This window comes from Streptomyces sp. NBC_01750 (assembly GCF_035918095.1).
Classification (GTDB): Bacteria; Actinomycetota; Actinomycetes; order Streptomycetales; family Streptomycetaceae; genus Streptomyces.
In genome coordinates, this window is the sequence record NZ_CP109137.1 from 4,302,159 (window position 1) to 4,325,602 (window position 23,444).

The 23,444-nt window shown below is 68.7% G+C and carries 19 protein-coding genes, 4 tRNA genes and 2 pseudogenes; 13 read left to right on the top strand and 12 right to left on the bottom strand.

The genetic code is table 11. The annotated features are described in order from the left end of the window. Window positions 1-209 precede the first annotated feature (209 nt). The 3 genes from hrpA (at window position 210) to OG966_RS19225 (ending at window position 4,652) form a co-directional block, all read left to right on the top strand. Window positions 210-4,145: an ATP-dependent RNA helicase HrpA gene (gene hrpA / locus OG966_RS19215; RefSeq protein ID WP_326650934.1), complete on the top strand. Its 3,936-nt coding sequence runs from the start codon at window positions 210-212 to the stop codon at window positions 4,143-4,145. 92 nt (window positions 4,146-4,237) lie between these two features. Next, a tRNA-Asp gene (locus OG966_RS19220) sits at window positions 4,238-4,312 on the top strand. A 145-nt stretch (window positions 4,313-4,457) separates the two neighbouring features. Continuing rightward, window positions 4,458-4,652 (top strand): DUF6274 family protein, encoded by a 195-nt coding sequence (locus OG966_RS19225; RefSeq protein WP_406731530.1) that lies wholly within the window; start codon window positions 4,458-4,460, stop codon window positions 4,650-4,652. A gap of 367 nt (window positions 4,653-5,019) precedes the next feature. Here OG966_RS19225 and bldC read toward each other — a convergent pair whose 3' ends face one another. Both bldC and OG966_RS19235 read right to left on the bottom strand, forming a co-directional pair. Next, window positions 5,020-5,226 (bottom strand): developmental transcriptional regulator BldC, encoded by a 207-nt coding sequence (gene bldC, locus OG966_RS19230; protein WP_003949541.1) that lies wholly within the window; start codon window positions 5,224-5,226, stop codon window positions 5,020-5,022. Window positions 5,227-5,702: 476 nt separating this feature from the next. After that, window positions 5,703-6,542 carry a hypothetical protein gene (locus OG966_RS19235; RefSeq protein WP_326650935.1) on the bottom strand — a complete coding sequence of 280 codons (840 nt, stop codon included), beginning with the start codon at window positions 6,540-6,542 and terminating at the stop codon, window positions 5,703-5,705. Between the two features lie 155 nt (window positions 6,543-6,697). Between OG966_RS19235 and OG966_RS19240 the strand changes: the two genes are divergently transcribed. Continuing rightward, entirely contained in the window at window positions 6,698-7,792 is a 1,095-nt protein-coding gene (locus OG966_RS19240) for a Leu/Phe/Val dehydrogenase (protein WP_326650936.1), read from the top strand. A 277-nt stretch (window positions 7,793-8,069) separates the two neighbouring features. After that, window positions 8,070-8,321 (top strand): DUF3073 domain-containing protein, encoded by a 252-nt coding sequence (locus OG966_RS19245; RefSeq protein ID WP_307662491.1) that lies wholly within the window; start codon window positions 8,070-8,072, stop codon window positions 8,319-8,321. Between the two features lie 83 nt (window positions 8,322-8,404). On the opposite strand, the gene purM is transcribed toward OG966_RS19245, so the two are convergent. The 8 genes from purM to purS form a co-directional block, all read right to left on the bottom strand. Further along, window positions 8,405-9,499 (bottom strand): phosphoribosylformylglycinamidine cyclo-ligase, encoded by a 1,095-nt coding sequence (purM, locus tag OG966_RS19250; protein ID WP_326650937.1) that lies wholly within the window; start codon window positions 9,497-9,499, stop codon window positions 8,405-8,407. A gap of 33 nt (window positions 9,500-9,532) precedes the next feature. Beyond that, window positions 9,533-11,050, bottom strand: a complete 1,518-nt coding sequence (purF, locus tag OG966_RS19255) for an amidophosphoribosyltransferase (RefSeq protein ID WP_326650938.1) — start codon at window positions 11,048-11,050, stop codon at window positions 9,533-9,535. A 203-nt stretch (window positions 11,051-11,253) separates the two neighbouring features. Further along, entirely contained in the window at window positions 11,254-12,054 is an 801-nt protein-coding gene (locus tag OG966_RS19260) for an META domain-containing protein (protein WP_326650939.1), read from the bottom strand. Window positions 12,055-12,190: 136 nt separating this feature from the next. Then, entirely contained in the window at window positions 12,191-12,982 is a 792-nt protein-coding gene (locus OG966_RS19265) for a maleylpyruvate isomerase family mycothiol-dependent enzyme (protein ID WP_326650940.1), read from the bottom strand. Window positions 12,983-13,024: 42 nt separating this feature from the next. Beyond that, window positions 13,025-14,368, bottom strand: coding sequence for a hypothetical protein (locus tag OG966_RS19270; protein ID WP_326650941.1), 1,344 nt, complete (start codon window positions 14,366-14,368; stop codon window positions 13,025-13,027). A 265-nt stretch (window positions 14,369-14,633) separates the two neighbouring features. Continuing rightward, the gene (gene purL / locus OG966_RS19275; protein ID WP_326650942.1) at window positions 14,634-16,883 is read right to left on the bottom strand and encodes a phosphoribosylformylglycinamidine synthase subunit PurL; all 2,250 of its coding nucleotides are present in this window, start codon (window positions 16,881-16,883) and stop codon (window positions 14,634-14,636) included. After that, window positions 16,880-17,560 (bottom strand): phosphoribosylformylglycinamidine synthase subunit PurQ, encoded by a 681-nt coding sequence (gene purQ, locus OG966_RS19280; RefSeq protein WP_326650943.1) that lies wholly within the window; start codon window positions 17,558-17,560, stop codon window positions 16,880-16,882. The genes purL and purQ overlap by 4 nt, the downstream gene beginning before the upstream one ends. Continuing rightward, a complete protein-coding gene (purS, locus tag OG966_RS19285; protein ID WP_266379892.1) occupies window positions 17,557-17,802 on the bottom strand; it encodes a phosphoribosylformylglycinamidine synthase subunit PurS in 246 nt (81 codons plus the stop codon). The genes purQ and purS overlap by 4 nt, the downstream gene beginning before the upstream one ends. Window positions 17,803-18,080: 278 nt before the next feature. On the opposite strand from purS, the gene OG966_RS19290 reads away from it, so the two are divergent. From OG966_RS19290 to OG966_RS19325, 8 genes and pseudogenes are all read left to right on the top strand, one after another. Beyond that, window positions 18,081-18,416, top strand: coding sequence for a histone-like nucleoid-structuring protein Lsr2 (locus OG966_RS19290; protein WP_326650945.1), 336 nt, complete (start codon window positions 18,081-18,083; stop codon window positions 18,414-18,416). A gap of 100 nt (window positions 18,417-18,516) precedes the next feature. Beyond that, a tRNA-Gly gene (locus OG966_RS19295) sits at window positions 18,517-18,588 on the top strand. A gap of 80 nt (window positions 18,589-18,668) precedes the next feature. After that, window positions 18,669-18,741, top strand: a tRNA-Gly gene (locus tag OG966_RS19300). Window positions 18,742-19,001: 260 nt separating this feature from the next. Then, window positions 19,002-19,414, top strand: a pseudogene (locus OG966_RS19305) (ATP-binding cassette domain-containing protein); the annotation flags it as partial. Continuing rightward, a complete protein-coding gene (locus tag OG966_RS19310; protein ID WP_326655575.1) occupies window positions 19,408-19,800 on the top strand; it encodes a hypothetical protein in 393 nt (130 codons plus the stop codon). The pseudogene OG966_RS19305 and the gene OG966_RS19310, both read left to right, overlap by 7 nt. A 32-nt stretch (window positions 19,801-19,832) precedes the next feature. After that, window positions 19,833-20,174, top strand: a complete 342-nt coding sequence (locus OG966_RS19315) for an ATP-binding protein (protein WP_326650946.1) — start codon at window positions 19,833-19,835, stop codon at window positions 20,172-20,174. Window positions 20,175-20,190: 16 nt separating this feature from the next. After that, window positions 20,191-20,788 (top strand): annotated as a pseudogene (locus OG966_RS19320) (response regulator). A gap of 22 nt (window positions 20,789-20,810) precedes the next feature. Then, window positions 20,811-20,883, top strand: a tRNA-Gly gene (locus OG966_RS19325). Between the two features lie 48 nt (window positions 20,884-20,931). Here the strand turns inward: OG966_RS19325 and OG966_RS19330 are convergent. After that, the gene (locus tag OG966_RS19330; protein WP_326650947.1) at window positions 20,932-21,831 is read right to left on the bottom strand and encodes a phosphoribosylaminoimidazolesuccinocarboxamide synthase; all 900 of its coding nucleotides are present in this window, start codon (window positions 21,829-21,831) and stop codon (window positions 20,932-20,934) included. A 137-nt stretch (window positions 21,832-21,968) separates the two neighbouring features. Continuing rightward, window positions 21,969-23,429 carry a N,N-dimethylformamidase beta subunit family domain-containing protein gene (locus tag OG966_RS19335; RefSeq protein ID WP_326650948.1) on the bottom strand — a complete coding sequence of 487 codons (1,461 nt, stop codon included), beginning with the start codon at window positions 23,427-23,429 and terminating at the stop codon, window positions 21,969-21,971. Window positions 23,430-23,444: the final 15 nt, after the last annotated feature.

Genomic DNA, 23,444 nt, shown 5'->3' on the forward strand with positions numbered 1-23,444 from the left:
TCGCGGACCGGGGCTTTCGTCGTATTCAGGGAGCGGCGGATACCCGCTCTGTTGCGTCAGTGACGCCGGCAGGGCGGGACCGGGGACGTCCACCCGGGTCCGTTCCCTCCGCCCCGAACGAAACTGGACGGATCTGCTCCACACTGCATCAGCTCCTGGGCGAAATGCGTTCGCCAGTGCTTTCCCGGGGGTGCGATCCTGGGATCCGTATGTCTACTTCCTTCGCCGATCTTCAGACCCTGCTGGCCGGGGTGTCGCTGCGCGACGCCCAGCGGCTCGGCCGTCGTCTCGAGGGCGCCCGCCGTATCCATGAGCCCGAGGCGCGGCAGGCCGTGCTGGACGAGATCGCCACCGAGGCCGAGCGCTCCGCCGCCCGCGTCACGCGGCGCGCCGGCCGCGTGCCCGAGGTCACGTACCCCGAGCAGCTGCCGGTCAGCCAGAAGAAGGACCTGATTCTCGAGGCGATACGGGACCACCAGGTCGTGATCGTCGCGGGCGAGACCGGTTCGGGCAAGACGACCCAGATCCCGAAGATCTGTCTGGAGCTGGGCCGGGGCGTGCGCGGCATGATCGGACATACCCAGCCGCGCAGGCTCGCCGCCCGTACCGTGGCCGAGCGCGTCGCGGAGGAGCTCCGTACCCCGCTCGGTGAGGCGGTCGGCTGGAAGGTCCGCTTCACCGACCAGGTCAACCAGGACGCCACCTTCGTCAAGCTGATGACGGACGGCATCCTCCTCGCCGAGATCCAGACGGACCGCGAGCTGCGCGCGTACGACACGATCATCATCGACGAGGCCCATGAGCGGTCCCTCAACATCGACTTCCTGCTCGGTTACCTCGCCCAGCTGCTGCCGAAGCGCCCCGACCTCAAGGTGATCATCACCTCCGCGACGATCGACCCGGAGCGCTTCTCGCGCCACTTCGGCGAGGCTCCGATCGTCGAGGTCAGCGGCCGTACGTACCCCGTCGAGGTCCGCTACCGCCCGCTCCTCGAGGACGACAGCGAAGAGTCCGACCGCGACCAGATCACCGCGATCTGCGACGCCGTCGAGGAGCTCCAGTCCGAGGGGAAGGGCGACATCCTCGTCTTCCTCTCCGGCGAGCGCGAGATCCGCGACACCGCGGACGCGCTCAACAAGAAGCAGTACAGATTCACCGAGGTGCTCCCCCTGTACGCACGGCTCTCGCACGCCGAGCAGCACCGCGTCTTCCAGCCGCACACCGGCCGCCGCATCGTCCTCGCCACGAACGTCGCCGAGACCTCTCTGACCGTCCCCGGCATCAAGTACGTGATCGACCCGGGCACCGCACGTATCTCCCGCTACAGCCACCGCACCAAGGTCCAGCGACTGCCCATCGAGCGGATCAGCCAGGCCAGCGCCAACCAGCGCAAGGGGCGCTGCGGCCGTACGTCCGACGGCATCTGCATCCGTCTCTACTCCGAGGACGACTTCGTCTCCCGTCCCGAGTTCACGGACGCCGAGATCCTCCGTACGAATCTGGCCTCCGTCATCCTTCAGATGACCGCGGCCGGCCTCGGCGACATCGAGAAGTTCCCCTTCCTCGACCCGCCGGACCACCGCAACATCCGCGACGGCGTCCAGCTCCTGCAGGAACTGGGCGCGTTCGACCCGGTCCAGAAGGATCCGAAGAAGAAGCTGACGCAGCTCGGCCGCAAGCTGAGCCAGCTGCCCGTCGACCCGCGACTGGCCCGCATGGTCATAGAGGCCGACAAGAACGGCTGTGTACGCGAGGTCATGGTGATCGCGGCCGCGCTCTCCATCCAGGACCCACGCGAGCGGCCCGCCGACAAGCAGACGCAGGCCGACCAGCAGCACGCCCGCTTCAAGGACGAGACCTCCGACTTCCTCGCCTTCCTCAACCTCTGGCGCTACATCCGCGAGCAGCAGAAGGAGCGCGGCTCCTCCAGCTTCCGCCGGATGTGCAAGCAGGAGTATCTGAACTTCCTGCGCATCCGCGAGTGGCAGGACATCTATGCGCAGCTGCGTACGGTCGCCAAGCAGATGGGCATGCATCTGGAGGAGCCCTCGACGGAGGCGGCTGCGCCCGAGCAGTCCGTCCACACCTCGCTGCTGGCGGGCCTGCTCTCGCACATCGGCCTCAAGGACACCGACAAGAACGAGTATCTGGGCGCCCGCAGCGCCAAGTTCGCGGTCTTCCCCGGCTCGGCGCTCTTCAAGAAGCCCCCGCGCTTCATCATGTCGGCGGAGCTCGTCGAGACCTCCCGGCTGTGGGCCCGCGTCAACGCCAGGGTCGAGCCGGAGTGGATCGAGCCGCTCGCCCAGCATCTGGTCAAGCGCACCTACAGCGAGCCGCACTGGGAGAAGGACGCGGCAGCGGTGATGGCGTACGAGCGGGTCACGCTGTACGGCGTGCCGATCGTCGCGCAGCGCAAGGTGAACTACGGACGGATCGACCCGGAGACGTCCCGCGATCTGTTCATCCGCAACGCTCTGGTCGAGGGCGACTGGCGTACGCACCACAAGTTCTTCGCCGACAACCGCAAGCTCCTGACCGAGGTCGAGGAGTTGGAGCACCGCGCCCGCCGCCGCGACATCCTGGTGGACGACGAGACCCTCTTCGACTTCTACGACCAGCGGGTGCCCGATCATGTCGTGTCGGGCGCGCACTTCGACTCCTGGTGGAAGCACAAGCGCCGGGACGAGCCCGAACTTCTCGATTTCGAGCGCGAGATGCTCATCAACGAGAAGGCCGGATCGGTCACCAAGGACGACTATCCGGACTCCTGGCGCCAGGGTGCGCTGAAGTTCCGGGTGACGTACCAGTTCGAGCCGGGCTCGGACGCGGACGGCGTGACCGTTCACGTCCCTCTCCAGGTGCTGAACCAGGTCACCTCCGAGGGCTTCGACTGGCAGATCCCGGGTCTGCGCGAGGATGTGGTGATGGAGCTGATCCGCTCCCTCCCCAAGCCGATCCGCCGGCACTACGTCCCCGCCCCGAACTACGCGAGAGCCTTCCTCGAGAGGGCCGTTCCCCTCCAGGAGGCGCTCCCCGTGACGCTCGCGCGCGAGCTGCAGCGCATGGTCGGCGTCCCGGTCACGGCCGACGACTTCGACCTGACCCGGATCCCCGATCACCTGAAGATCACGTTCCGGATCGTCGATGAGCGCCGCAAGAAGCTCGCGGAGAACAAGGACCTGGAGGCCCTGAAGCTCCAGCTGAAGCCGAAGGCGCGCCAGGCCCTCTCCCAGGCCGCGGCGGCCGCCACGTCCGGCCCCTCGGGGGAGTCCCTGGAGCGCACGGGTCTGACGGACTGGACGCTCGGCACGCTGATCCGTGTCTTCGAGACCCGCAGGGCCGGCCAGCCGGTCAGGGCGTACCCGGCCCTGGTCGACGACGGTGCGACCGTCTCCGTACGCCTCTTCGACACCGAGGCCGAGCAGCAGCAGGCGATGTGGCGGGGCACACGGCGGCTGATCCTGCTCAACATCCCGGTGAACCCGGCCAAGTTCGCCTCGGACAAGCTCAACAACCAGCAGAAGCTGGCGCTGTCCCGTAACCCTCACGGCTCGATCCAGGCGCTCTTCGACGACTGCGCGATGGCTGCGGCGGACAAGCTGATCGCCGACCACGGCGGTCCGGCCTGGGACGAGGAGTCCTTCCGCAAGCTGTACGACAAGGTGCGTGCCGACCTGGTCGACGCGACGGTACGGACCGTGGACCAGGTCCAGCAGATCCTGGCCGCCTGGCAGGCCTGCGAGCGCCGCCTGAAGGCCACGAACAGCCTGACGCTCGTCAGCAACGTCCAGGACGTACGGGAGCAGCTCGCGGCCCTCGTGCCGGCCGGCTTCGTCACGGGGACGGGCCTGCGGCGGCTCCCGGACCTGATGCGCTACCTGGTCGCGGTGGACCGCCGGCTGCAGCAGATGCCGACGGGCGTGCAGCGCGACACGACACGCATGGAGAAGGTCCACGAGATGCAGGACGAGTACGCCTGGCTGCTGGAACAGATGCCGCAGGGCCGCCCGGTCCCGCAGGAGGTCCTGGACATCCGCTGGATGATCGAGGAGCTGCGTGTGAGCTACTTCGCGCACGCGCTGGGCACGGCCCAACCGGTCTCCGACAAGCGCATCGTCAAGGCGATCGACGCGGCGGCGCCATGACCGGCGGGCTGCTTGCATCGAGTTCGACCGCACCCCCTGACCTGCTGTACAGTCTCTCTCGCAGCCAACGCACAACAGAGGCTGCGAAACCTGGTCCTGTGGAGCAGCTTGGAGTGCTCGCCACCCTGTCAAGGTGGAGGCCGCGGGTTCAAATCCCGTCAGGACCGCAGTAGATCGAAGGCCCGTATCCCCCAGGGATGCGGGTCTTTGTCGTGCCATGCCGGACGCCGTGTCGGTACGGGCATCTTGACGGCGTCATCTGCCACGGGTACCCAATCACTAGGGGACGGCACACACCCGGAGGTGACGTGCATGGCGGCGTCCGCAGCGAGGCAGCACGAGACAAGGGCGCTTCTACGCGCCCATCTGAAGGCCGCGTCCGGCTACCGGCATCTCACAAGGCACTGTCCGATCTGCCATCGCCTCCAACGGCTCGCCATGGAACTGCCGGCTTCCGCCCCCGCGCTCGCTCCCGCAGCCGACGACGAAGGTCCCGCCACTGGGTGACCTACGACTCGTTCCCCGCCGGTTCTTCGGCGACAGGCCTGTCTTTGGCAAGAGTTGTGCGGTGTGACGGGTGTCACCGGGTGGGTTTTCGAAAGTGGGGAACTTACCCCCTTCTTACAAGCAACCAATTTAATATGTGCAATTGCACCACCCCTGGAGCATCTTCCCGCCCGCCGGCCGCCCCCACCCGCAACAGTCGTCACGGATCGCCCCAGGCCCGCGCACGGGCATAAAAAAGATCGCGCTGGACCCGGCGGAGTCCAGCGCGATCAATGACGAAGTCTGTTGGGGCAGACGGCCGCCATGTGGCGCTATAGGTGGGCTTGTCCGGGATGGGGGTCCCGGAAATGCCCGATCAATGGGGTGTTCAGGCCTCGCTACGCTGCTGCGGAATACCCGCAAGCAGTGCGCGGACCTCTGCCTCGCGGTACCGACGATGTCCACCGAGCGTGCGGATGGACGTGAGCTTGCCAGCCTTGGCCCAACGGGTGACCGTCTTCGGGTCCACGCGGAACATCGTGGCAACCTCAGCCGGGGTCAGCAGCGGCTCGGCATCAGGGGTGCGAGCGGTCATGAGCGGCCTCCTCGGGAGAACCGAACCATCTCGGTTCTTTCCTCTAAATTCTGCACCTTGACCCGCGTTGCCCGAAATGGCGGACGCGGGTCGAGTCGGTTATAGGACGAACGGCTTGTCCTCGGCACTACAACTACACCATCTGTCCAGCCACGTCGGCCAAACCGATGGAATTGCCCTCTGAGGTGTTCATCAGCGGCGGAAGCCGATGGACCATGCCATAACGGACAGTCACGCCACAGTGACGATCAGTCACAGGATGATCAGGAGTCATCAGACCCCCCATAGAGTGCAATGCCGAGAATTCCGCCCTTACTTGGACGGAAGGAGCCCTCCCGGGGCTCCTTGTCCTATTTTGACACGAGGGTGGGTGATGGACGCAAGGGGCCAGTAAGTGCCGTCCGTCACGCTTGAGACAAAGGCCCGGATAGGGACCTACGTCCTGGACCGATGGGCTCAATGATCCTCAGAAGCACTCAATTTGCGAACTGACGGTCTCTGACAGCCCGCCAGCGCTCCACAAGACGCGCATACGCCTCGCCCGCTCCGGCACCGTCTCCGGCCCGCAGCGCCGCGATCCCCTCGGCCACGTCCGCAGCCGAGCGGTCCTCGGCGAGCTGCGGGCCGGGAAGGGCGTGCACCAGGCCGCCGTAGTCCAGCTCGACCAGGGAGCGCGGATGGAATTCCTCCAGCCACCGCCCCACATCTACCAGGCCTTCTGTCAGCTGTCCCTCGTCGATCGTCTCTCTCAGCGTCTTCAGCGCGCGGGCCACCCGCCGCCGGGCCTGCACCATCGGCGTCCGATAGCGCAGCACCGGCCCGGCGGGCCCGGCGGGCCCGTACTCGCGCTCCTCGTCCGAGAAGAGCGCGAACCAGCGCACCGGGATCTGCCAGACCGACGTCCTGATCCACGGCCGCGCGTCCGGGTTGCGCTCACGCCACTGGTCGTAGTCCGCGGCCGCCTGCCCGCGCACCACCGGCGGCAGCACCGCGTCGAGGAGAACCGCGGGAAGCTGCTCCGCCAGCTCCTCCAGGGCCAGCCAGCCGCGCAGGCGGGTCCGCCACGGGCAGACGCACACCACCCCGTCCACCTCCGTCACAAAGGCGTCACCGCTCTCGTGGACCGGCACCGGGACCGGCGGGGTGGGCAGCAAGTCGGCCAGCGAGCGCCGCAGTTCGTCCTGGGCGGTGGGTGTGGTCTCCCGGCGGGCGTAGCGGGCCCAGTGGCTCCGCTCGGGCTCGGGAAAGGCCGCCAGCGGCTCGTACACCCGCAGGTAGGCCGCGTAAGGAACGAGGACCGAGGACAGCGCTGGCATGCCGCAAATCCTTCCACGCCGGTACTCCGCAAGGGGGTGATCCTCAGCACTGCGTCGGATCTACGCACGCGTAGGACTTACCCTCGTCCCCAACTGGGCCTTCCCCACCCACAGGAGGGCCTTCCTCCGCCGCTTCGTACTTGGGAGTCACCACCGTGACCGATGTGACCGACGGCGTCCTGCACACCCTGTTCCAGTCGGATCAGGGCGGCCACGAGCAAGTCGTGCTGTGCCAGGACCGCGCCTCCGGCCTGAAGGCCGTCATCGCCATCCACTCGACCGCTCTGGGCCCTGCCCTGGGCGGCACCCGTTTCTACCCGTACGCCACCGAGGCAGAGGCCGTCGCGGACGCGCTGAACCTCTCCCGTGGGATGTCGTACAAGAACGCCATGGCCGGGCTGGACCACGGCGGCGGCAAGGCCGTGATCATCGGTGACTCCGCGGCGATGGACGCCGGGCAGCGAACAGAGCTTCTGCTCGCCTATGGCCGGTTCGTGGACTCGCTCGGTGGCCGCTATGTGACAGCCTGCGACGTCGGCACATACGTCGCCGACATGGACGTCGTGGCCCGGGAGACCCGGTGGGCCACCGGCCGCTCCCCGGAGAACGGCGGCGCCGGCGACTCGTCCGTGCTGACCGCGTACGGCGTCTTCCAGGGCATGCGGGCCTCGGCCCAGCACCTGTGGGGCGACCCGACGCTGCGCGGCCGCAAGGTCGGCATCGCGGGCGTCGGCAAGGTCGGTCACCACCTGGTCGAGCATCTGCTGTCGGACGGCGCCGAAGTCGTGATCACGGATGTACGGGAGGAGTCCGTACGCCGGATCCTCGACAAGCACCCGGGCAGGGTGACCGCGGTCACCGACACGGACACCCTCATCCGCACCGAGGGCCTGGACGTCTACGCTCCGTGCGCGCTCGGCGGCGCACTGAACGACGACTCCGTGCCCGCGCTCACCGCGAAGGTGGTCTGCGGCGCTGCCAACAACCAGCTCGAGCACCCGGGCGTGGAGAAGGACCTCGCGGACCGCGGGATCCTCTACGCCCCCGACTACGTCGTGAACGCCGGCGGCGTGATCCAGGTTGCCGACGAGCTGCACGGCTTCGACTTCGACCGGTGCAAGGCGAAGGCGTCGAAGATCTTCGACACCACGCTGGCCATATTCGCACGCGCGAAGGAAGACGGGATTCCGCCGGCCGCGGCGGCCGACCGGATCGCCGAGCAGCGCATGGCGGAGGCCCGCCGGCGCTGATCCTCGCGGGGCCGGCCCGCCGACCCGGGAGACAAGACTCACCCCGGTCGGCGGGTCGACTGCCAAGAAGAGGTTAAAATCGCAGTTGACCAGCGAGGACGGGGCTCCTCGAGGGTCTGCGAAGTGGCACGTCATGCGGGCGGCGTACCGTATGGCCGCGGAAGCAGGTACCGTTGAAGTCCTACGGACCGGTCTCTCCAAGGAGAGTCCGTTCCGAATTATGAACGCGTGTCAAGACTCTGGGGCCGTCGAGCCCCGTCACCGAGGGGGTCGAGCCATGGGGCGCGGCCGGGCCAAGGCCAAGCAGACGAAGGTCGCCCGCCAGCTGAAGTACAACAGCGGCGGGACTGACCTGTCGCGTCTGGCCAATGAGCTGGGCGCATCGCCTTCGAGTCAACCACCGAACGCTGAGCCGTTCGAGGACGACGACGAGGAAGATGACCCGTACGCACAGTACGCGGATCTGTACAACGACGACGATGACGAGGACGACGAGTCCGGTCCGTCGTCGCAGCGCCGCGGCGCTTGACGTACGAACACCTCAAAAGCATTGCCACGTGACCCGGTCCGAGGCCCACGCCACGGACCGGGTTTCGCACTGCCCGTTCGGGCTCAGCCCGCGTAGTCGCCCGTGAGCGTCGCGCCCGTGGTGTGCTCGCCGCGCTCGGTGATCTCTCCCGCGACCCAGGCGTCGACGCCGCGGTCCGCGAGCGTGGTCAGCGCCACGTCCACCGACTCCTCGGGGACAACGGCGATCATGCCGACGCCCATGTTGAGGGTCTTCTCCAGCTCGAGCCGCTCGACCTGACCGGCCTTGCCGACGAGGTCGAAGACCGCGCCGGGGGTCCAGGTCGAACGGTCGACGACCGCGTGCAGGCTGTCCGGGATGACCCGGGCCAGGTTGTTGGCAAGGCCGCCGCCGGTGATGTGGCTGAAAGCGTGCACCTCGGTGGTCCGGGTGAGCGCCAGGCAGTCCAGCGAGTAGATCTTGGTGGGCTCGAGAAGCTCCTCGCCCAGCGTCCGCCCGAACTCCTCGATCTGCTGGTCCAGGGACATCCTGGCGCGGTCGAAGACGACATGGCGGACCAGCGAGTACCCGTTGGAGTGAAGGCCGGAGGACGCCATGGCGATGACCGCGTCACCCGTACGGATACGATCCGCGCCCAGCAGCCGGTCGGCCTCCACCACGCCCGTACCGGCGCCCGCGACGTCGAAGTCGTCCTCGCCCAGCAGTCCGGGGTGCTCGGCGGTCTCGCCGCCGACCAGCGCGCAGCCGGCCAGCACACAGCCCTCGGCGATGCCCTTGACGATGGCGGCGACACGCTCGGGGTGGACCTTGCCGACGCAGATGTAGTCGGTCATGAAGAGCGGCTCGGCGCCGCAGACGACCAGGTCGTCGACGACCATGCCGACGAGGTCGTGGCCGATCGTGTCGTACACGCCCATCTTGCGGGCGAGATCGACCTTCGTGCCGACGCCGTCGGTGGCCGAGGCGAGCAGCGGACGCTCGTAGCGCTTGAGGGCGGAGGCGTCGAAGAGGCCGGCGAAACCGCCGAGGCCGCCGAGGACCTCGGGGCGCTGCGTCTTCTTCACCCACTCCTTCATCAGCTCGACGGCGCGGTCGCCGGCTTCGATGTCGACGCCCGCGGCTGCGTAACTGGCACCGGCGCCCGCGTGCGGAGCACGCTCAAAAGACTCAGCTGTCATGGCGGAGAGAACTTTCGTGTCGTACTGCAGGGCTTACGGGCGACGGAGCGCGTCGGCGGCATCGGCGCCGCCCGCCAGCTCCGTCTCCAGAAGCTGCTTGCCGAGCAGCTCGGGGTCGGGAAGGTCCATCGGGTACTCGCCGTCGAAGCAGGCACGGCAGAGATTCGGCTTCGCGATGGTGGTCGCCTCGATCATCCCGTCGAGTGAGATGTACGAGAGCGAGTCCGCGCCCAGCGAAGCGCCGATCTCCTCGATCGTCATGCCGTTGGCGATGAGCTCGGCGCGGGTCGCGAAGTCGATGCCGAAGAAGCAGGGCCACTTCACCGGCGGGGACGAGATCCGGATGTGGACCTCGGCCGCGCCGGCCTCGCGGAGCATCTTCACCAGCGCGCGCTGGGTGTTGCCGCGGACGATCGAGTCGTCGACGACCACCAGGCGCTTGCCCCGGATGACTTCCTTGAGCGGGTTCAGCTTGAGGCGGATGCCCAGCTGGCGGATGGTCTGGGACGGCTGGATGAAGGTGCGGCCGACGTAGGCGTTCTTCACCAGGCCGGAGCCGTAGGGGATTCCGCTCGCCTCGGCGTAGCCGATCGCGGCGGGGGTGCCGGACTCCGGCGTCGCTATGACCAGATCCGCGTCGACCGGGGCTTCCTTGGCGAGCCTGCGGCCCATCTCCACACGGGAGAGATAGACGTTGCGGCCCGCGATGTCGGTGTCGGGGCGGGCCAGATAGACGTACTCGAAGACACAGCCCTTCGGCTTCGCGTCTGCGAATCGGGAAGTGCGGAGGCCGTTCTCGTCGATGGCGATGAGCTCGCCCGGCTCGATCTCGCGAACGTAGGTTGCTCCGCAGATGTCGAGGGCGGCGGACTCGCTCGCAACGACCCAGCCGCGGTCGAGGCGGCCGAGTACGAGCGGGCGGATGCCCTGCGGGTCGCGGGCCGCGTACAGGGTGCCCTCGTCCATGAAGACGAGCGAGAAGGCTCCCCTGACGTCCGGCAGCACCTTGGCTGCGGCCGCCTCTACGGTCAGCGGCTTGCCGTCGTCGTCGACCTGGCCCGCGAGGAGTGCGGTGACCAGATCGGTGTCATTGGTCGCCGCGACCTGGGTGGCCCGGCCGTTCTCCTTGGGGAGCTCGGCGACCATCTCGGCGAGCTGGGCGGTATTGACCAGATTTCCGTTGTGGCCGAGCGCGATGGAGCCGTTGGCGGTTGCCCGGAAGGTCGGCTGCGCGTTCTCCCACACGGAAGCGCCCGTGGTCGAGTAGCGGGCGTGACCGACCGCGATATGACCCCGGAGGGAACCGAGGGAGGTTTCGTCGAAGACCTGCGAGACCAGGCCCATGTCCTTGAATACGAGGATCTGTGAGCCGTTGCTCACCGCGATTCCCGCGGACTCCTGACCTCGATGTTGGAGGGCGTAGAGCCCGAAGTAAGTGAGCTTCGCGACCTCTTCGCCGGGGGCCCAGACACCGAAGACGCCACAAGCGTCTTGGGGGCCCTTCTCACCGGGGAGCAGGTCGTGGTTGAGTCGTCCGTCACCACGTGGCACGGCACCGAGTGTAGGCGAGATCGACCACTGGTCCGAATTGGGGATGCGGCGGGGCCACGCGTGGGGGTCGTCCGGGGCGGTTCCGACCGGCGCACGGCGGCTTTACGGGCGTCCATCGGGGGGTCCACATCGCGGGACTTCGTTGGCATGTACACGAGGTTTCAGGGTGGCCCCCGGCTACCCGGCTCCCGTAGCCGGGCCGATCACTTCTGGGCGGCGCTCGCGGCCAGTCCCTTGCCGTTCGGCGCGGTGAGGGTCAGGCCGCGGTGCTGCAGTTGGTACGTCACCGTGCCATGGAGGACCTTGAGCAGTTCGCGCTCCAGATTCATCTCGGGGCCCGGGCACATCTTCCTGGTGGTTGCGAGGCGGCCGAAGGTGATGTCGGCGCCGCTGATCTTCGCGGTGCTGTGGAAGGTGTTGCAGCCGAGGCTGCCCTGTACGGACCCGTCCTTGCCGAAGGTCAGATACGCCTTCTTGTCGGTCCCGGCGGGCAGGGACGACGCGGTCCCGGCGGAGAGGAGTGAGTTCACCGACCATTTGGTGCCCACCAGCGGGGCCGGTCGCTCCGAGGTGAGGGCGATGGAGTCGCCCTTCTCGGTGGTCAGGGTGAGCTTCTCGTCGGTGATCTTCGCCTTGAGCTTGCCGGAGAAGGCGGCACGCAGTGTGTCCTCGAAGCCCTGGATGTCCTTGGCGCAGGCCATCTCGGTCATCTCACCCGGGCTCACGGTGACCGTGTCGCCCTCGACCTTGACGTCCGCCCCGAAGTGGTTGCAGCCGTAGTTGCCCTGGGCCCTGCCCTTGTCCGTGATCTCGACCTGCGCGCCGGCCGGCGCCGCGGTCTTCTTGCCACCGACGGTCACGCTGTCGACGGACCAGTGGACGCCGGTGAGGGGCAGATCGGTCCTGACCGAGCCGTCGCCGGAGCCGGAACCCGGCTCCGTGCCGCAGGCGGCAAGGGCGAGGAGTGCCAGGACGGTGACAGGGATGCTCAGCTGGTTCCGCATACCGTTGGGACGGGGGACGTGTGGCTCTGGTTCCCACCACTGGTTCTTTCCACCGGGTTGAGCCGCGGCGTTCAGCCGAACGGTTCAGTCGCTGTGTTCAGCCGAACCTTTCGGCCGCTGCGTTCAACCACTGCGTTCAGCCGAGGATCGGCAGCAGCGCCGAGAGGTCGGCGCGCTCGCCGCTCGCGCTGACCTTCGCCGCCTCGAGCGCCTCGGCCCATTCCGTGCGCCCCGTGGCGAGCCGGATCCAGGTCAGCGGGTCGGTCTCGACGACATTGGACGGGGTGCCGCGCGTGTGCCGCGGGCCTTCGACGCACTGCACGACCGCGAACGGCGGCACGCGCACCTCGGTGGATGCCCCGGGGGCCTTCACCGCGAGAGCGTCGGCGAGGAGCCGGGTGCAGGCGGCGAGCGCCTGTCGGTCGTACGGGATACCGAGGCCTGTCGCGTCGTTCAAGTCGTCTGTGTGAACGATGAGTTCGACGGTGCGGGTGACGAGGAAGTCGCCGAGGCGCATCGCGCCGACGCGGGTGGCGAGCAGTCGGCTGTCGGACGCGGCGGGCAGCAACTCGGCGAGCCGGGCGGCAGTTCGCACATAGAGCTCTTCGGGCTCGGCGCTCGCCGCGATCTCCTTGGTGTCGTCGGAGACCTTCCCGGCGAATGCGACAGTCGCGAACGGCCAGTCCAGCAGGTCGACTTCCTGCCTGGCGGGCTCGCGCTGCTCGAGACCCCGGCCGACCGCTCCGACGGCCATGGTGATGTGCCCGGCCAGATCGCGCACGGTCCAGTCGCCGAGGCGGGTGGGCAGAGCGAGCTGCTCGGGCGTGAGCGTGCCCACCGCCTGCCGTACGTTCTCGAACTGGGCGAGGGCGGCGGCGCGGATCTTTGCGGGGTCGTAGCTGCGCGTGCGCTTCTTGGCCGGTGGCATGAGACCGACATTAAGGGGTGGGTACGACAGCGGGCGGGGCGTTCACTCCTTGACGAAGTCCGCGGGCTTGGGGAACTTCACGTCCACGCAGCCGCGGCGGGCGGCGACGTCGTCGACGTACGCACGGAACAGGGCGCCGAGCCGCTTCCGGGCGACCTTGTCGTAGTCGTCCGCCACGGTCAGGGTGTGCACAGCCGGTACGCCACGGCAGACGGACGAGGCCCACCACACACTGGCCTCCGGATGGCCGCCCGCGGTGCCGGGCGCCAGGTGGCGCTGCTCGGACCTGCGGGTGATTCCGGCGTCCGAGTAGACGATCTTCGCCTCGTCCCCGAACCACGAGTCCAGGGCGAGCCACCAGGGGTCGTAGCCATGGATCCCGTCGTCGGCCTCCACGCCGCTCGCGCGCGCGGCGCGCCCGGCAGCGGACGGGCTGAGCGCCAGCAGGCACCGCTCGCTCATGGCCTGCCCGGCGGCCGGTGTGGCGAGAGCCCGGTCCGGGAGATTCCCGCGGGCCGAGTTGCGCAGCAGCCTTGGGTACCAGGCGCAGGTTCCGTCCGCCCGCTGGGCCGGGACGAGACGGCTGCTCGGTACGTCGAGGGTGGTGTCGGGCGCGTCGGGCACCTCGGCCGCGCAGCCGAGCCTGTCGGCGGCCTTGCGCGCCGCGCGCACGGCGATGTCGGCAAGGCGTGCCCGGTCGGCCTTCGACGTCTGCGTCTCTTCGTACATCGCCTTGGCATCGACGGTCAGGGACGTCAGGCCGGCCTTCGAAGTCGGCTTCGAGCAGACCGCGGTGACCGAGACCGAGTCGTCGTCGAACGAGCCGAGGCTGCCGTCATCGCCGAGGGGCTGGTCCGGTACGTAGTCCGCGGCGCTCGTGATGTCGTCCGGCCGCCGGCGGTCGTAGCGATCGCCGAACGGCTCCTCCTCGTGCGCGCCCACGATGTTCCCGTACTCCTCGTTCGGCCGCGGAGTGAACGCCAGGGCGAAGTACCCGTAGCTGGTACCGGCTTTGCCGACCCGGTATATCTCGCACGCCCCGGGCGCCGTCGGCGGATCCAGGTCGAAGCGGTCGTCGTCGGAACTGCCCGCCTTCGCACGGACGATCCCGCCGCCCAGGTCCATGACCGCAGCCGGATCGACCACGTCCCCACAGGCCTCCGAGATCGCCTTCTCGCTGGCCGCCCGGTCGCGGTGCTCGTCGTATTCCAGCCAGAACCCCCAGCAGGCGGCACCGGTCCCGGCCACCGCGACAGCGCACAGCAGCCGGTTGAACGCGTTGCGCCGACGGCTTCCGCGGTCCGGAAATCGCCGCGGCGCGCGGTGGGGAAACGCTATGTGCGAGCCCGGATCGTCCGGCCAGCGCGACAAGTGCGGGTGGTTCATGGACTTCCGACTCCCCGTAGGACGGCACGGCCGCCGAAGCTATCAGGCGTGGACGTACGGCTTCCCGGCGGTGAGCGATTCGCCGTTCCCCGGAACACCGATACCGCGCCGACGGAAACGGAATTCCCCGCGCCGTATTCAGGCCCGGCCCGCCCATGCCGATTTCACTGATCTCGTTGCCTTCGAGCCCGGCCCGTCCGGTCGCCGAACGACTGAGCCCCTGCCCGGGTGGACCCGGACAGGGGCTCGATCGATCGGTGATGCGTCAGACCAGCAGACCGGGGATGGTCTCCTCGTGCGCCGTACGGAGCTCGCTCAGCGGGATGCTGAACTCGCCCTGCACCTCAACGTCCTCGCCGTCCACGACACCGATACGCGTCACGGGCAGACCCCGCGCCCCGCACATGTCGTTGAAGCGGAGCTCCTCGCTGCGCGGCACGGCCACCACCGCACGCCCCGCCGACTCGCTGAACAGCAAGGTGAAGGCGTCGAGCCCGTCCGGGACGACCAGCCGCGCGCCCGTACCGCCGCGCAGGCACGACTCGACGACGGCCTGGATCAGACCGCCGTCCGACAGGTCGTGCGCCGCGTCGATCATGCCGTCACGGGAGGCCGAGATCAGGATGTCGCCGAGCAGCTTCTCTCGGTCCAGGTCCACGGCCGGCGGCAGCCCGCCGAGATGGTCGTGGACGACCTGGGACCAGGCCGAGCCGCCGAACTCCTCACGCGTGTCGCCCAGCAGGTAGAGGAGCTGGCCCTCTTCCTTGAAGGCGATCGGCGTACGGCGGTTCACGTCGTCGATCACGCCGAGCACCGCGACCACGGGCGTCGGGTGGATGGCGACGTCGCCGGTCTGGTTGTAGAGGGAGACATTGCCGCCGGTCACCGGGGTGCCGAGCTGCAGGCAGCCGTCGGCGAGACCGCGCGTGGCCTCGGCGAACTGCCACATGACGGCCGGGTCCTCGGGCGAACCGAAGTTCAGGCAGTCCGAGATGGCGAGCGGCTTGGCACCGGAGGCGGCGACATTGCGGTAGGCCTCGGCCAGCGCAAGCTGCGCACCCGTGTACGGGTCGAGCTTCGCGTACCGGCCATTGCCGTCGGTCGCCATGGCCACGCCCAGGTTCGACTCCGCGTCGATCCGGATCATGCCCGCGTCCTCGGGCTGGGCCAGCACGGTGTTGCCCTGCACGAAACGGTCGTACTGGTCGGTGATCCAGGACTTCGAGGCCTGGTTCGGCGAAGCGACCAGCTTGAGCACCTGCCCGCGCAGCTCCTCGGACGTGGCCGGCCGGGGAAGCTTGTTCGCGTCGTCGGCCTGGAGCGCGTCCTGCCACTCCGGACGGGCGTACGGCCGGTGGTACGTCGGGCCCTCATGGGCCACCGACCGCGGGGGTACGTCCACGATCTGCTCGCCGTGCCAGAAGATCTCGAGCCGCTCGCCCTCGGTCACCTCACCGATGACGGTGGCGATGACGTCCCACTTCTCGCAGATCTCGAGGAAGCGCCCGACCTTCTCCGGCTCCACGATCGCGCACATGCGCTCCTGCGACTCGCTCATGAGGATCTCCTCGGGCGAGAGGGTCGCATCGCGCAGCGGCACGGTGTCGAGCTCGACCCGCATACCGCCGGAGCCGGCGCTCGCCAGCTCGCTCGTCGCGCAGGACAGCCCGGCACCGCCGAGGTCCTGGATGCCCGCGACCAGCTTCTCCTTGAAGATCTCGAGAGTGCACTCGATGAGGAGCTTCTCCTGGAACGGGTCGCCGACCTGGACGGCCGGGCGCTTGGCCGGGCCGGTCGACTCGAAGGTCTCGGAGGCCAGCACGGAGACCCCGCCGATACCGTCGCCGCCGGTGCGGGCGCCGTAGAGGATGACCTTGTTGCCGGGGCCGGACGCCTTCGCGAGGTGGATGTCCTCGTGCTTCATCACGCCGATACAGCCGGCGTTGACCAGCGGGTTGCCCTGGTAGCACTCGTCGAAGACGACCTCGCCGCCGATGTTCGGCAGGCCGAGACAGTTGCCGTAGCCGCCGATGCCCGCGACGACTCCGGGCAGCACCCGCTTGGTGTCGGGGTGGTCGGCCGCGCCGAAGCGCAGCGGGTCCACGACCGCGACCGGACGGGCGCCCATGGCGAGGATGTCGCGGACGATGCCGCCGACGCCGGTGGCCGCGCCCTGGTAGGGCTCGATGTAGCTCGGGTGGTTGTGCGACTCGACCTTGAAGGTGACCGCATAACCCTGGCCGACGTCGACGACGCCCGCGTTCTCGCCGATGCCGACGAGCATGGCGTCGTTCTCGGGAACCTTCTCGCCGAACTGCTTCAGGTGGACCTTGCTGCTCTTGTACGAGCAGTGCTCGGACCACATGACGGAGTACATGGCGAGCTCGGCGCCGGTCGGGCGGCGCTCGAGGATCTCGCGGATGCGCGCGTACTCGTCCTGCTTGAGGCCGAGTTCCTTCCAGGGCTGCTCGACGTCGGGCGTCCCGGTGGCGTGCTTGACGGTGTCGAGAGTCATGCGGAGACCAGCTTCTTCAGGATCGAGGTGAAGAATCCGAGGCCGTCGGTGCGGCCCGTACCGATCAGCGGCTCGACGGCGTGCTCGGGGTGCGGCATCAGACCGACGACATTGCCCGCGGCGTTGGTGATGCCGGCGATGTCACGGAGCGAGCCGTTCGGATTGAAGTCGAGATAACGGAAGGCGACCCGGCCCTCGGCCTCGAGCTCGTCGAGCGTGTGCTCGTCGGCGACGTACCGCCCGTCCATGTTCTTGAGCGGGATCTGGATCTCCTGACCGGCGGTGTAGTCCGCCGTCCAGGCCGTCTCGCTCGTCTCCACCCGCAGCTTCTGCTCGCGGCAGATGAAATGGAGGTGGTTGTTCTGGAGCATCGCGCCCGGCAGCAGATGCGACTCGGTGAGGATCTGGAAGCCGTTGCAGATACCGAGGACCGGCAGACCGGCCTTGGCCTGCTCGATGATCGTCTCCATCACCGGCGAGAAGCGGGCGATGGCTCCGGCCCGCAGATAGTCGCCGTAGGAGAAGCCTCCGGCCAGGACCACGGCGTCGACCTGCTTGAGGTCCTTGTCGCGATGCCAGAGCGATACGGGTTCGGCGCCCGCGAGCCGGACAGCGCGCAGACTGTCCTTGTCGTCGAGCGTGCCGGGGAACGTGACGACGCCGATACGAGCGGTCACGACTCCACCTTCACGACGAAGTCCTCGATGACGGTGTTGGCGAGGAACGTTTCGGCCATCTCGTGGATGCGGGCGAGGGCGGCGTCATCGACCGGCCCCTCCACCTCCAGCTCGAAGCGCTTTCCCTGACGGACGTCCGCGATCCCCTCGAATCCGAGGCGGGGCAGTGCGCGCTGCACCGCTTGGCCCTGGGGGTCGAGGATCTCGGGCTTGAGCATGACGTCGACTACGACGCGTGCCACGGGCACTCCCGGTGGTGTGTTGCGAGGGCGGTTCCCTCAGCGTACCCGCCTGAAAATTCTACGCGGGTAGATATCGGGAGAACGCCCAGGGAAAATCCAGAGAAAAATCCCGCTCCCATTGACGTTGGACACGCGCAAGTAATTGCCGGGGCTTCACAATGCGGCGCCTTCCGCTGTACAAAGGAATACAGAGGAAAGCAGCATTGCCCCTCACCAGCCGGAAAGCCGGTATCACCGCATGCCAGAACCGGCGATACCGCAGGAAAGGACCGATATCCGTGGCTCAGCGAGTAGTGGTCACGCTCTCCGACGACATGGACGGCGGAGAAGCGGCGGAAACGGTCGCGTTCGCGCTGGACGGGAAGTCGTACGAGATCGACCTCAATCCCTCCAATGCAAAGAAACTGCGCAAGGCCCTGGCTCCGTACATGGCGGCCGGCCGAAAGCAGACAAACGCCGGGAAGCGTGACAAGTCCCGCATCTCCTACCGGCACACCGCACTCGCGCCCGCGCCGGCGGCCGTGCGGGCCTGGGCGCAGTCCAACAAGATGGACGTGCCCGCTCGCGGCCGGATCCCCAAGAGGGTCTACGAGGCCTTCCGCGAAGCCAGTTGAGAGGCGCGCGCCGATCTGAGTTGCACTGCACCCCTGCTGTTCGGCTAGAGTCTGGAGCACGCCGAGGGGCGAGGCCGCAAGGTCTTACCTCGCGCAGCGTGCGGGTGTAGTTCAGTAGTAGAACATCCCCCTTCCAGGGGGAAGGCGCAGTGTGCAATTCCTGTCACCCGCTCTGCATCGCTTTACCGGCCATCCAGATGGATCAGGTAGAGTGGTGATCGCGCCGTTCAGTGAGAGCTGAGCGGAAGCAATGCGGACGTGGCTCAGTTGGTAGAGCATCACCTTGCCAAGGTGAGGGTCGCGAGTTCGAATCTCGTCGTCCGCTCAGAGTACGAAGGCCCCGGTCGAATCGACCGGGGCCTTCGTCGTATGCGCAGTTGCGTTCTTCGGGCCTCCCTCCGGCATCGACGACCGAGCCCGATGACATTCGTCATGGGGGGTGGTGACAGCACGCACTGCTCGCGCGCCTCGTCCGGCGGAAGCCTTGAGGCATGACCAGCCACGAGTACATGGATCGGCCTGTGGGCGAGCACGTGGACGAAGACGTGAGGCAGCACGTGGACGAGCACGTGATCAAGGTGGACGCTGGGGACGAACAGCGGGGGCAGGACCTCCACCGTCGAGCTCCTGGAGGGCCTGTCCCGCCCTGACAGCGGGACGGTGCGGGTGCTCGGCCACGACCCGTACCGCGAGCGCGCCGCCGTCCGGCCCCGGATCGGCGTGATGCTCCAGGAGGGCGGCTTTCCCTCCGACCTGACGGTCGCCGAGACCGTCCGGATGTGGGCGGGCTGTACGACCGGGGCGCGGACGACCGGTGAGGCGCTGGGGCTGGTGGGGCTCGGGCGGCGTTCCGGCGTACGGGTGAAGCAGCTGTCCGGCGGCGAGCGGCGGGCGGCTGGACCTGGCACTGGCGCTCCTCGGCCGGCCCGAGGCGCTCTTCCTCGACGAGCGGACCACCGGGCTCGACGCGGAAGGACGTCGCGAAACCTGGGTGGCGATGGTCGGTGCGATCAAGTCGGCGACCACGCCGATCGATCTCGACGGGACGGGGATCAGCGTCGCCGAGGCCGCGATGACCGGCGGAATCGGTATGACGCTGATCATCGTCGACTACTCCAACCTCGCCTCGGCGTACACCGCGTGGCGCGAGGCCCTGTCGCTCAAGCGACTGCGTACGGGCGAGGTTTCGGATCCGGAGATCCTCGCGGGGATAGCGCTGCCGGCGGTCGTACTGGCGCTCGCGCAGTGTGGGTTGATGGTGGCGGCCGGGGCGGCGCTGCTGCACCTGAAGGTGCCACAGCGACCCGAACTGCTCGTGGCGGGCGCACTGTTGGGGCGGCCGGTATCGACTGCGGGATCGAGGACGGTGACGGCAGTGAGCTGACGAACCGGGTCCACTCGGCGCTCGGCCGGGCGGTGCGGGAGGCGACGGCCAATGTGCTGCGGCACTCGGACGCGGCACGCTGCGCGATCCGGCTGACGGGAACGGCGGATCACGTGGTCCTGGTCGTCGAGAACGACGGGGTGCTCGAGCCCGACGAGGGGACGACCAGGACGAGTGGTGCTGGTGAGTCAGGTGGTGCTGGTGCGCCGGACGGTTCCGACGGGCCGGGCAGGAATGGCAGGCCCATCGGCTCGGGGCCGGCCGGCCTGCGTGAACGACTGGCCGCGCTGGACGGCTCACTGGACGCGGGCTTGGCCGCCAAGGGCCTTTTCCAGCTCACGGCGAAGGTGCCGCTCCCTCAGGAGGAACGATGACCACACCCCCGTACGCGTGCTGCTCGCCGATGACGAGCACCTGATCCGGGGTGCGCCGGCCGCGCTGCTCGCGCTCGAGGACGGTCTCGTGGTCGTCGCCGAGGCGGCGGCGTCGGGCACCGAGGCTCTCGCGATGGCGCGGGCACACCGGCCCGACGTCGCGGTCCTCGATCTTCAGATGCCCGGCCCGGACGGTGTGAGTGTGGCCACATCTCTACGGGCTGAGCTGCCCGAGTGCCGGACCGTGATCGTGACAGGTAACGGGTTGCCGGGCCATCTGAAACGGGCGCTGGTGGCGGGAGTGCGCGGGTTTGCCCCGAAGACCGTCAGCGCCCAGCGGCCGGCCGAGATCATCCGTACCGTGCATGCCGGAAACCGCTATGTGGACCCGGAGTTGGCGGCCGACGCGATCTCTGCCGGGGACTCTCCGCCGACCGTGCGGGAGGCGCAGGTGCTGGAGCCGGCGGCGGACGGGAGCCCATCGCGGAGATCGCGGAGAAGGCCTCGCTGTCGCAGGGGACGGTACGGAACCACCTCTCGTCGGCCGCGTCCAGCTGGGGGCCGAGAACCGACACACGGCGGTACGTCTCGCACGCGCGCGAGGTTGGGTATAGTGGTCCCCGCGCTACAGCGCATGCGGACGTAGCTCAGTTGGTAGAGCGCAACCTTGCCAAGGTTGAGGTCGCCAGTTCGAACCTGGTCGTCCGCTCAGATTGAAGGCCCCGGTCCTGGTGACCGGGGCCTTCTTCGTGCGCCGCTACTGCCAGGGGGTGCCGGTCAGCAGTTCGTACGCCTCGATGTACTTGCCGCGGGTCGCGTCGACGATCTCCTGCGGGAGGGCCGGCGGCGGCTGTTCGCTCTTCCTGTCCCAGCCGGAGGCGGGCGAAGTCAGCCAGTCGCGGACGTACTGCTTGTCGTACGAGGGCTGGGCGCGGCCCGGCTCCCAGCCGGCGACCGGCCAGAAGCGCGAGGAGTCCGGGGTCAGCACCTCGTCGGCGATGACGAGCTCGTCGCCCTCGAATCCGAACTCGAACTTGGTGTCCGCGAGGATGATGCCGCGCTCGCGGGCGATGTCACGGGCCCGGCCGTAGACGGCGAGGGTCGTCCGGCGCAGCTGGGCCGCCGTGTCCGCGCCGACCTGGCGGGCGACTTCCTCGTAGCTGACGTTCTCGTCGTGGTCACCGACGGCCGCCTTGGTGGCGGGGGTGAAGATCGGGGCCGGGAGCTCGGAGCCGTCGCTGAGGCCCTCGGGCAGCGCCAGACCGCAGACGGTGCGGGACTCCTCGTACTCGACGAGACCGGACCCGGTGAGATAGCCGCGGGCGACACATTCGACCGGGACCATCCGCAGGGACTTGCAGACAAGGGTGCGGCCGGCCCAGTCGGCAGGGGCGCCGGCGGGCAGCTCGGTGGAGATGACGTGGTTCGGTACGAGGCTCTCGAGACGCTCGAACCACCAGAGTGAGAGCCGGGTGAGCACCCGTCCCTTGTCGGGGATCTCGGTGGGCAGCACCCAGTCGTACGCGGACATGCGGTCGCTGGCGACCATCACGAGGTCGCCCGCCTCGTTCTGGTACAGATCGCGCACCTTGCCGGTGTGCAGGTGCACCAGGCCCGGCACCTGAAGCGGCTCGGGCTTTTCGACGAATCCGGACACGGTTCCTCCCCGTGGTTGAACAAAAAGGGGCGCCCGAAGGGGCAACGAGCAGGGCGATGGTGGGAGACGGGCGGGACGACGGCTCCGATTCTCCCGTACGCCGGCAGCGTGGGCCTGGTCAGGGGTGCCGATCGGCCCTAATCGCGTTTGCAGATGCGGTCGAGCAGATTGGCGGTCGCCCGCTGGACGCGGGTGTCGACATGGCCGGGCCGGTCCAGCGCCGGGGACCAGGCGAAGGTGCCGGACGCGAAGACCAGGGCGCCGGAAGAGGCCCGGTAGAGAGACGTCTCCTGGTGGCGGGCGGCGCCTTCGCTGTCCTGGTACGGGGAGTGGGCGAGCAGGATACGGCCCTGGTGCTCGGGGAGCGCGGTGCGCGGGAAGTAGCGGTCGGCCTCACCCGCGACCAGCCCGGCGAGCTCGTCGCCCTCGCCGGCGCCGGTCGCCTCCCAGAGCCAGTGGTCCGCGTTCCGTACGACCAGGGGATACGGCTCGGGAACCCGTCCCGCGTACTGGATGCCCAGCAGCTGCTGCTCGGCCCGGTCGATCTCCCGCCAGAGTGCGGGTTTGCCGGGACAGCGGCGCTTGCGGCAGGTGAGGAGACGGTCGGGTACGCCGGAAGGTGCGGGCCCGAGCTCGACCTGCCAGTACATGGTGTTGGCGGAGAGGAAGACGAGCGAGGTGCCGCCGTCGCGGGCGAGCTCGACGGTGCGGCGCATCGGCGCCGACCAGTACTCGTCGTGGCCGGGGAAGACCAGTCCGCGGTAGCGGGAGGGGTCCACGCGGCCGGCATGCAGATCGCGGGTGTCGGCGTAGGCGAGGTCGTAGCCGTAACGCTCGGCCCAGCGGATGAAGTCGTAGGCGTGGCCCACGTGGAGGGGGAGCCCGGCACCTGCGTACGGGCGGTCGAAGGAGACCGTGGTGGCGGCGTCCTCTTCGCCGAGGAGCCGGCCCGTCCCGTCCCAGGCGTGGTAGAGGCTGGCGCCGGTACGGCCGTCCTCCGGATAGAGGTTGTACGCCTGCCAGGTGATGTCCGGGAGGAGGAGCAGCAGGTCGGCGGGGCGGTCGTCGCGGACCGTGAAGGGAATGTGGGAGCGGTAGCCGTCGGCGGTGGTGAGGACGGCGACATAGGCGCCCGTCGACCAGTAGGAGGGGATCTGCAACCGCCAGGAGAGCCACCAGTGGTGACAGGAGACGGTGCGGTCGGCACTGAGCGGGGGCGGCTGGACGATCCCGGAGAGGCGCGGACTGGTGGTGATCTTGGAGGCACCGTCGCCGGCGTAGTGCCCGATGCGGTAGATGTCGACGGAGAACTGCTGAGGCGGGTCCACGGTGATGTGGAAGTCGATCGCCGCACCGGGGGCGGCTGCGCCTGTGGAGGCGAAGCCCTTGATCTGGCGGCGTACGTCGTCGGCGGTACGGGGCCCGCCGGAGCGGCCCCTGGCGAGAGTGGGGTCGGCGTACCAGGGGACGACCTGACCGGTGTCGTCGAGGTAGTTCTCGCTGCCGCGCAGCCACGGGAGCGGGCCCTGACCGAAGGGGTCCGTAACCGCGTGGGCCAGGGCGCCCGATTCCCATCGCCGGATCTGCTCCGCCCCCATGCCGCGCCCTCCCTC

Excerpts from the sequence above, each read along its gene's own strand:
- hrpA (WP_326650934.1), top strand. The coding sequence starts at position 210 with ATGTCTACTTCCTTCGCCGATCTTCAGACCCTGCTGGCCGGGGTGTCG.
- OG966_RS19260 (WP_326650939.1), bottom strand. The coding sequence starts at position 12,054 with ATGCGGAACCAGCTGAGCATCCCTGTCACCGTCCTGGCACTCCTCGCC.
- bldC (WP_003949541.1), bottom strand. The coding sequence starts at position 5,226 with ATGACCGCTCGCACCCCTGATGCCGAGCCGCTGCTGACCCCGGCTGAG.
- purL (WP_326650942.1), bottom strand. The coding sequence starts at position 16,883 with ATGACTCTCGACACCGTCAAGCACGCCACCGGGACGCCCGACGTCGAG.
- OG966_RS19265 (WP_326650940.1), bottom strand. The coding sequence starts at position 12,982 with ATGCCACCGGCCAAGAAGCGCACGCGCAGCTACGACCCCGCAAAGATC.
- OG966_RS19270 (WP_326650941.1), bottom strand. The coding sequence starts at position 14,368 with ATGAACCACCCGCACTTGTCGCGCTGGCCGGACGATCCGGGCTCGCAC.
- OG966_RS19335 (WP_326650948.1), bottom strand. The coding sequence starts at position 23,429 with ATGGGGGCGGAGCAGATCCGGCGATGGGAATCGGGCGCCCTGGCCCAC.
- purM (WP_326650937.1), bottom strand. The coding sequence starts at position 9,499 with ATGACAGCTGAGTCTTTTGAGCGTGCTCCGCACGCGGGCGCCGGTGCC.
- OG966_RS19225 (WP_406731530.1), top strand. The coding sequence starts at position 4,458 with ATGGCGGCGTCCGCAGCGAGGCAGCACGAGACAAGGGCGCTTCTACGC.
- OG966_RS19235 (WP_326650935.1), bottom strand. The coding sequence starts at position 6,542 with ATGCCAGCGCTGTCCTCGGTCCTCGTTCCTTACGCGGCCTACCTGCGG.
- OG966_RS19245 (WP_307662491.1), top strand. The coding sequence starts at position 8,070 with ATGGGGCGCGGCCGGGCCAAGGCCAAGCAGACGAAGGTCGCCCGCCAG.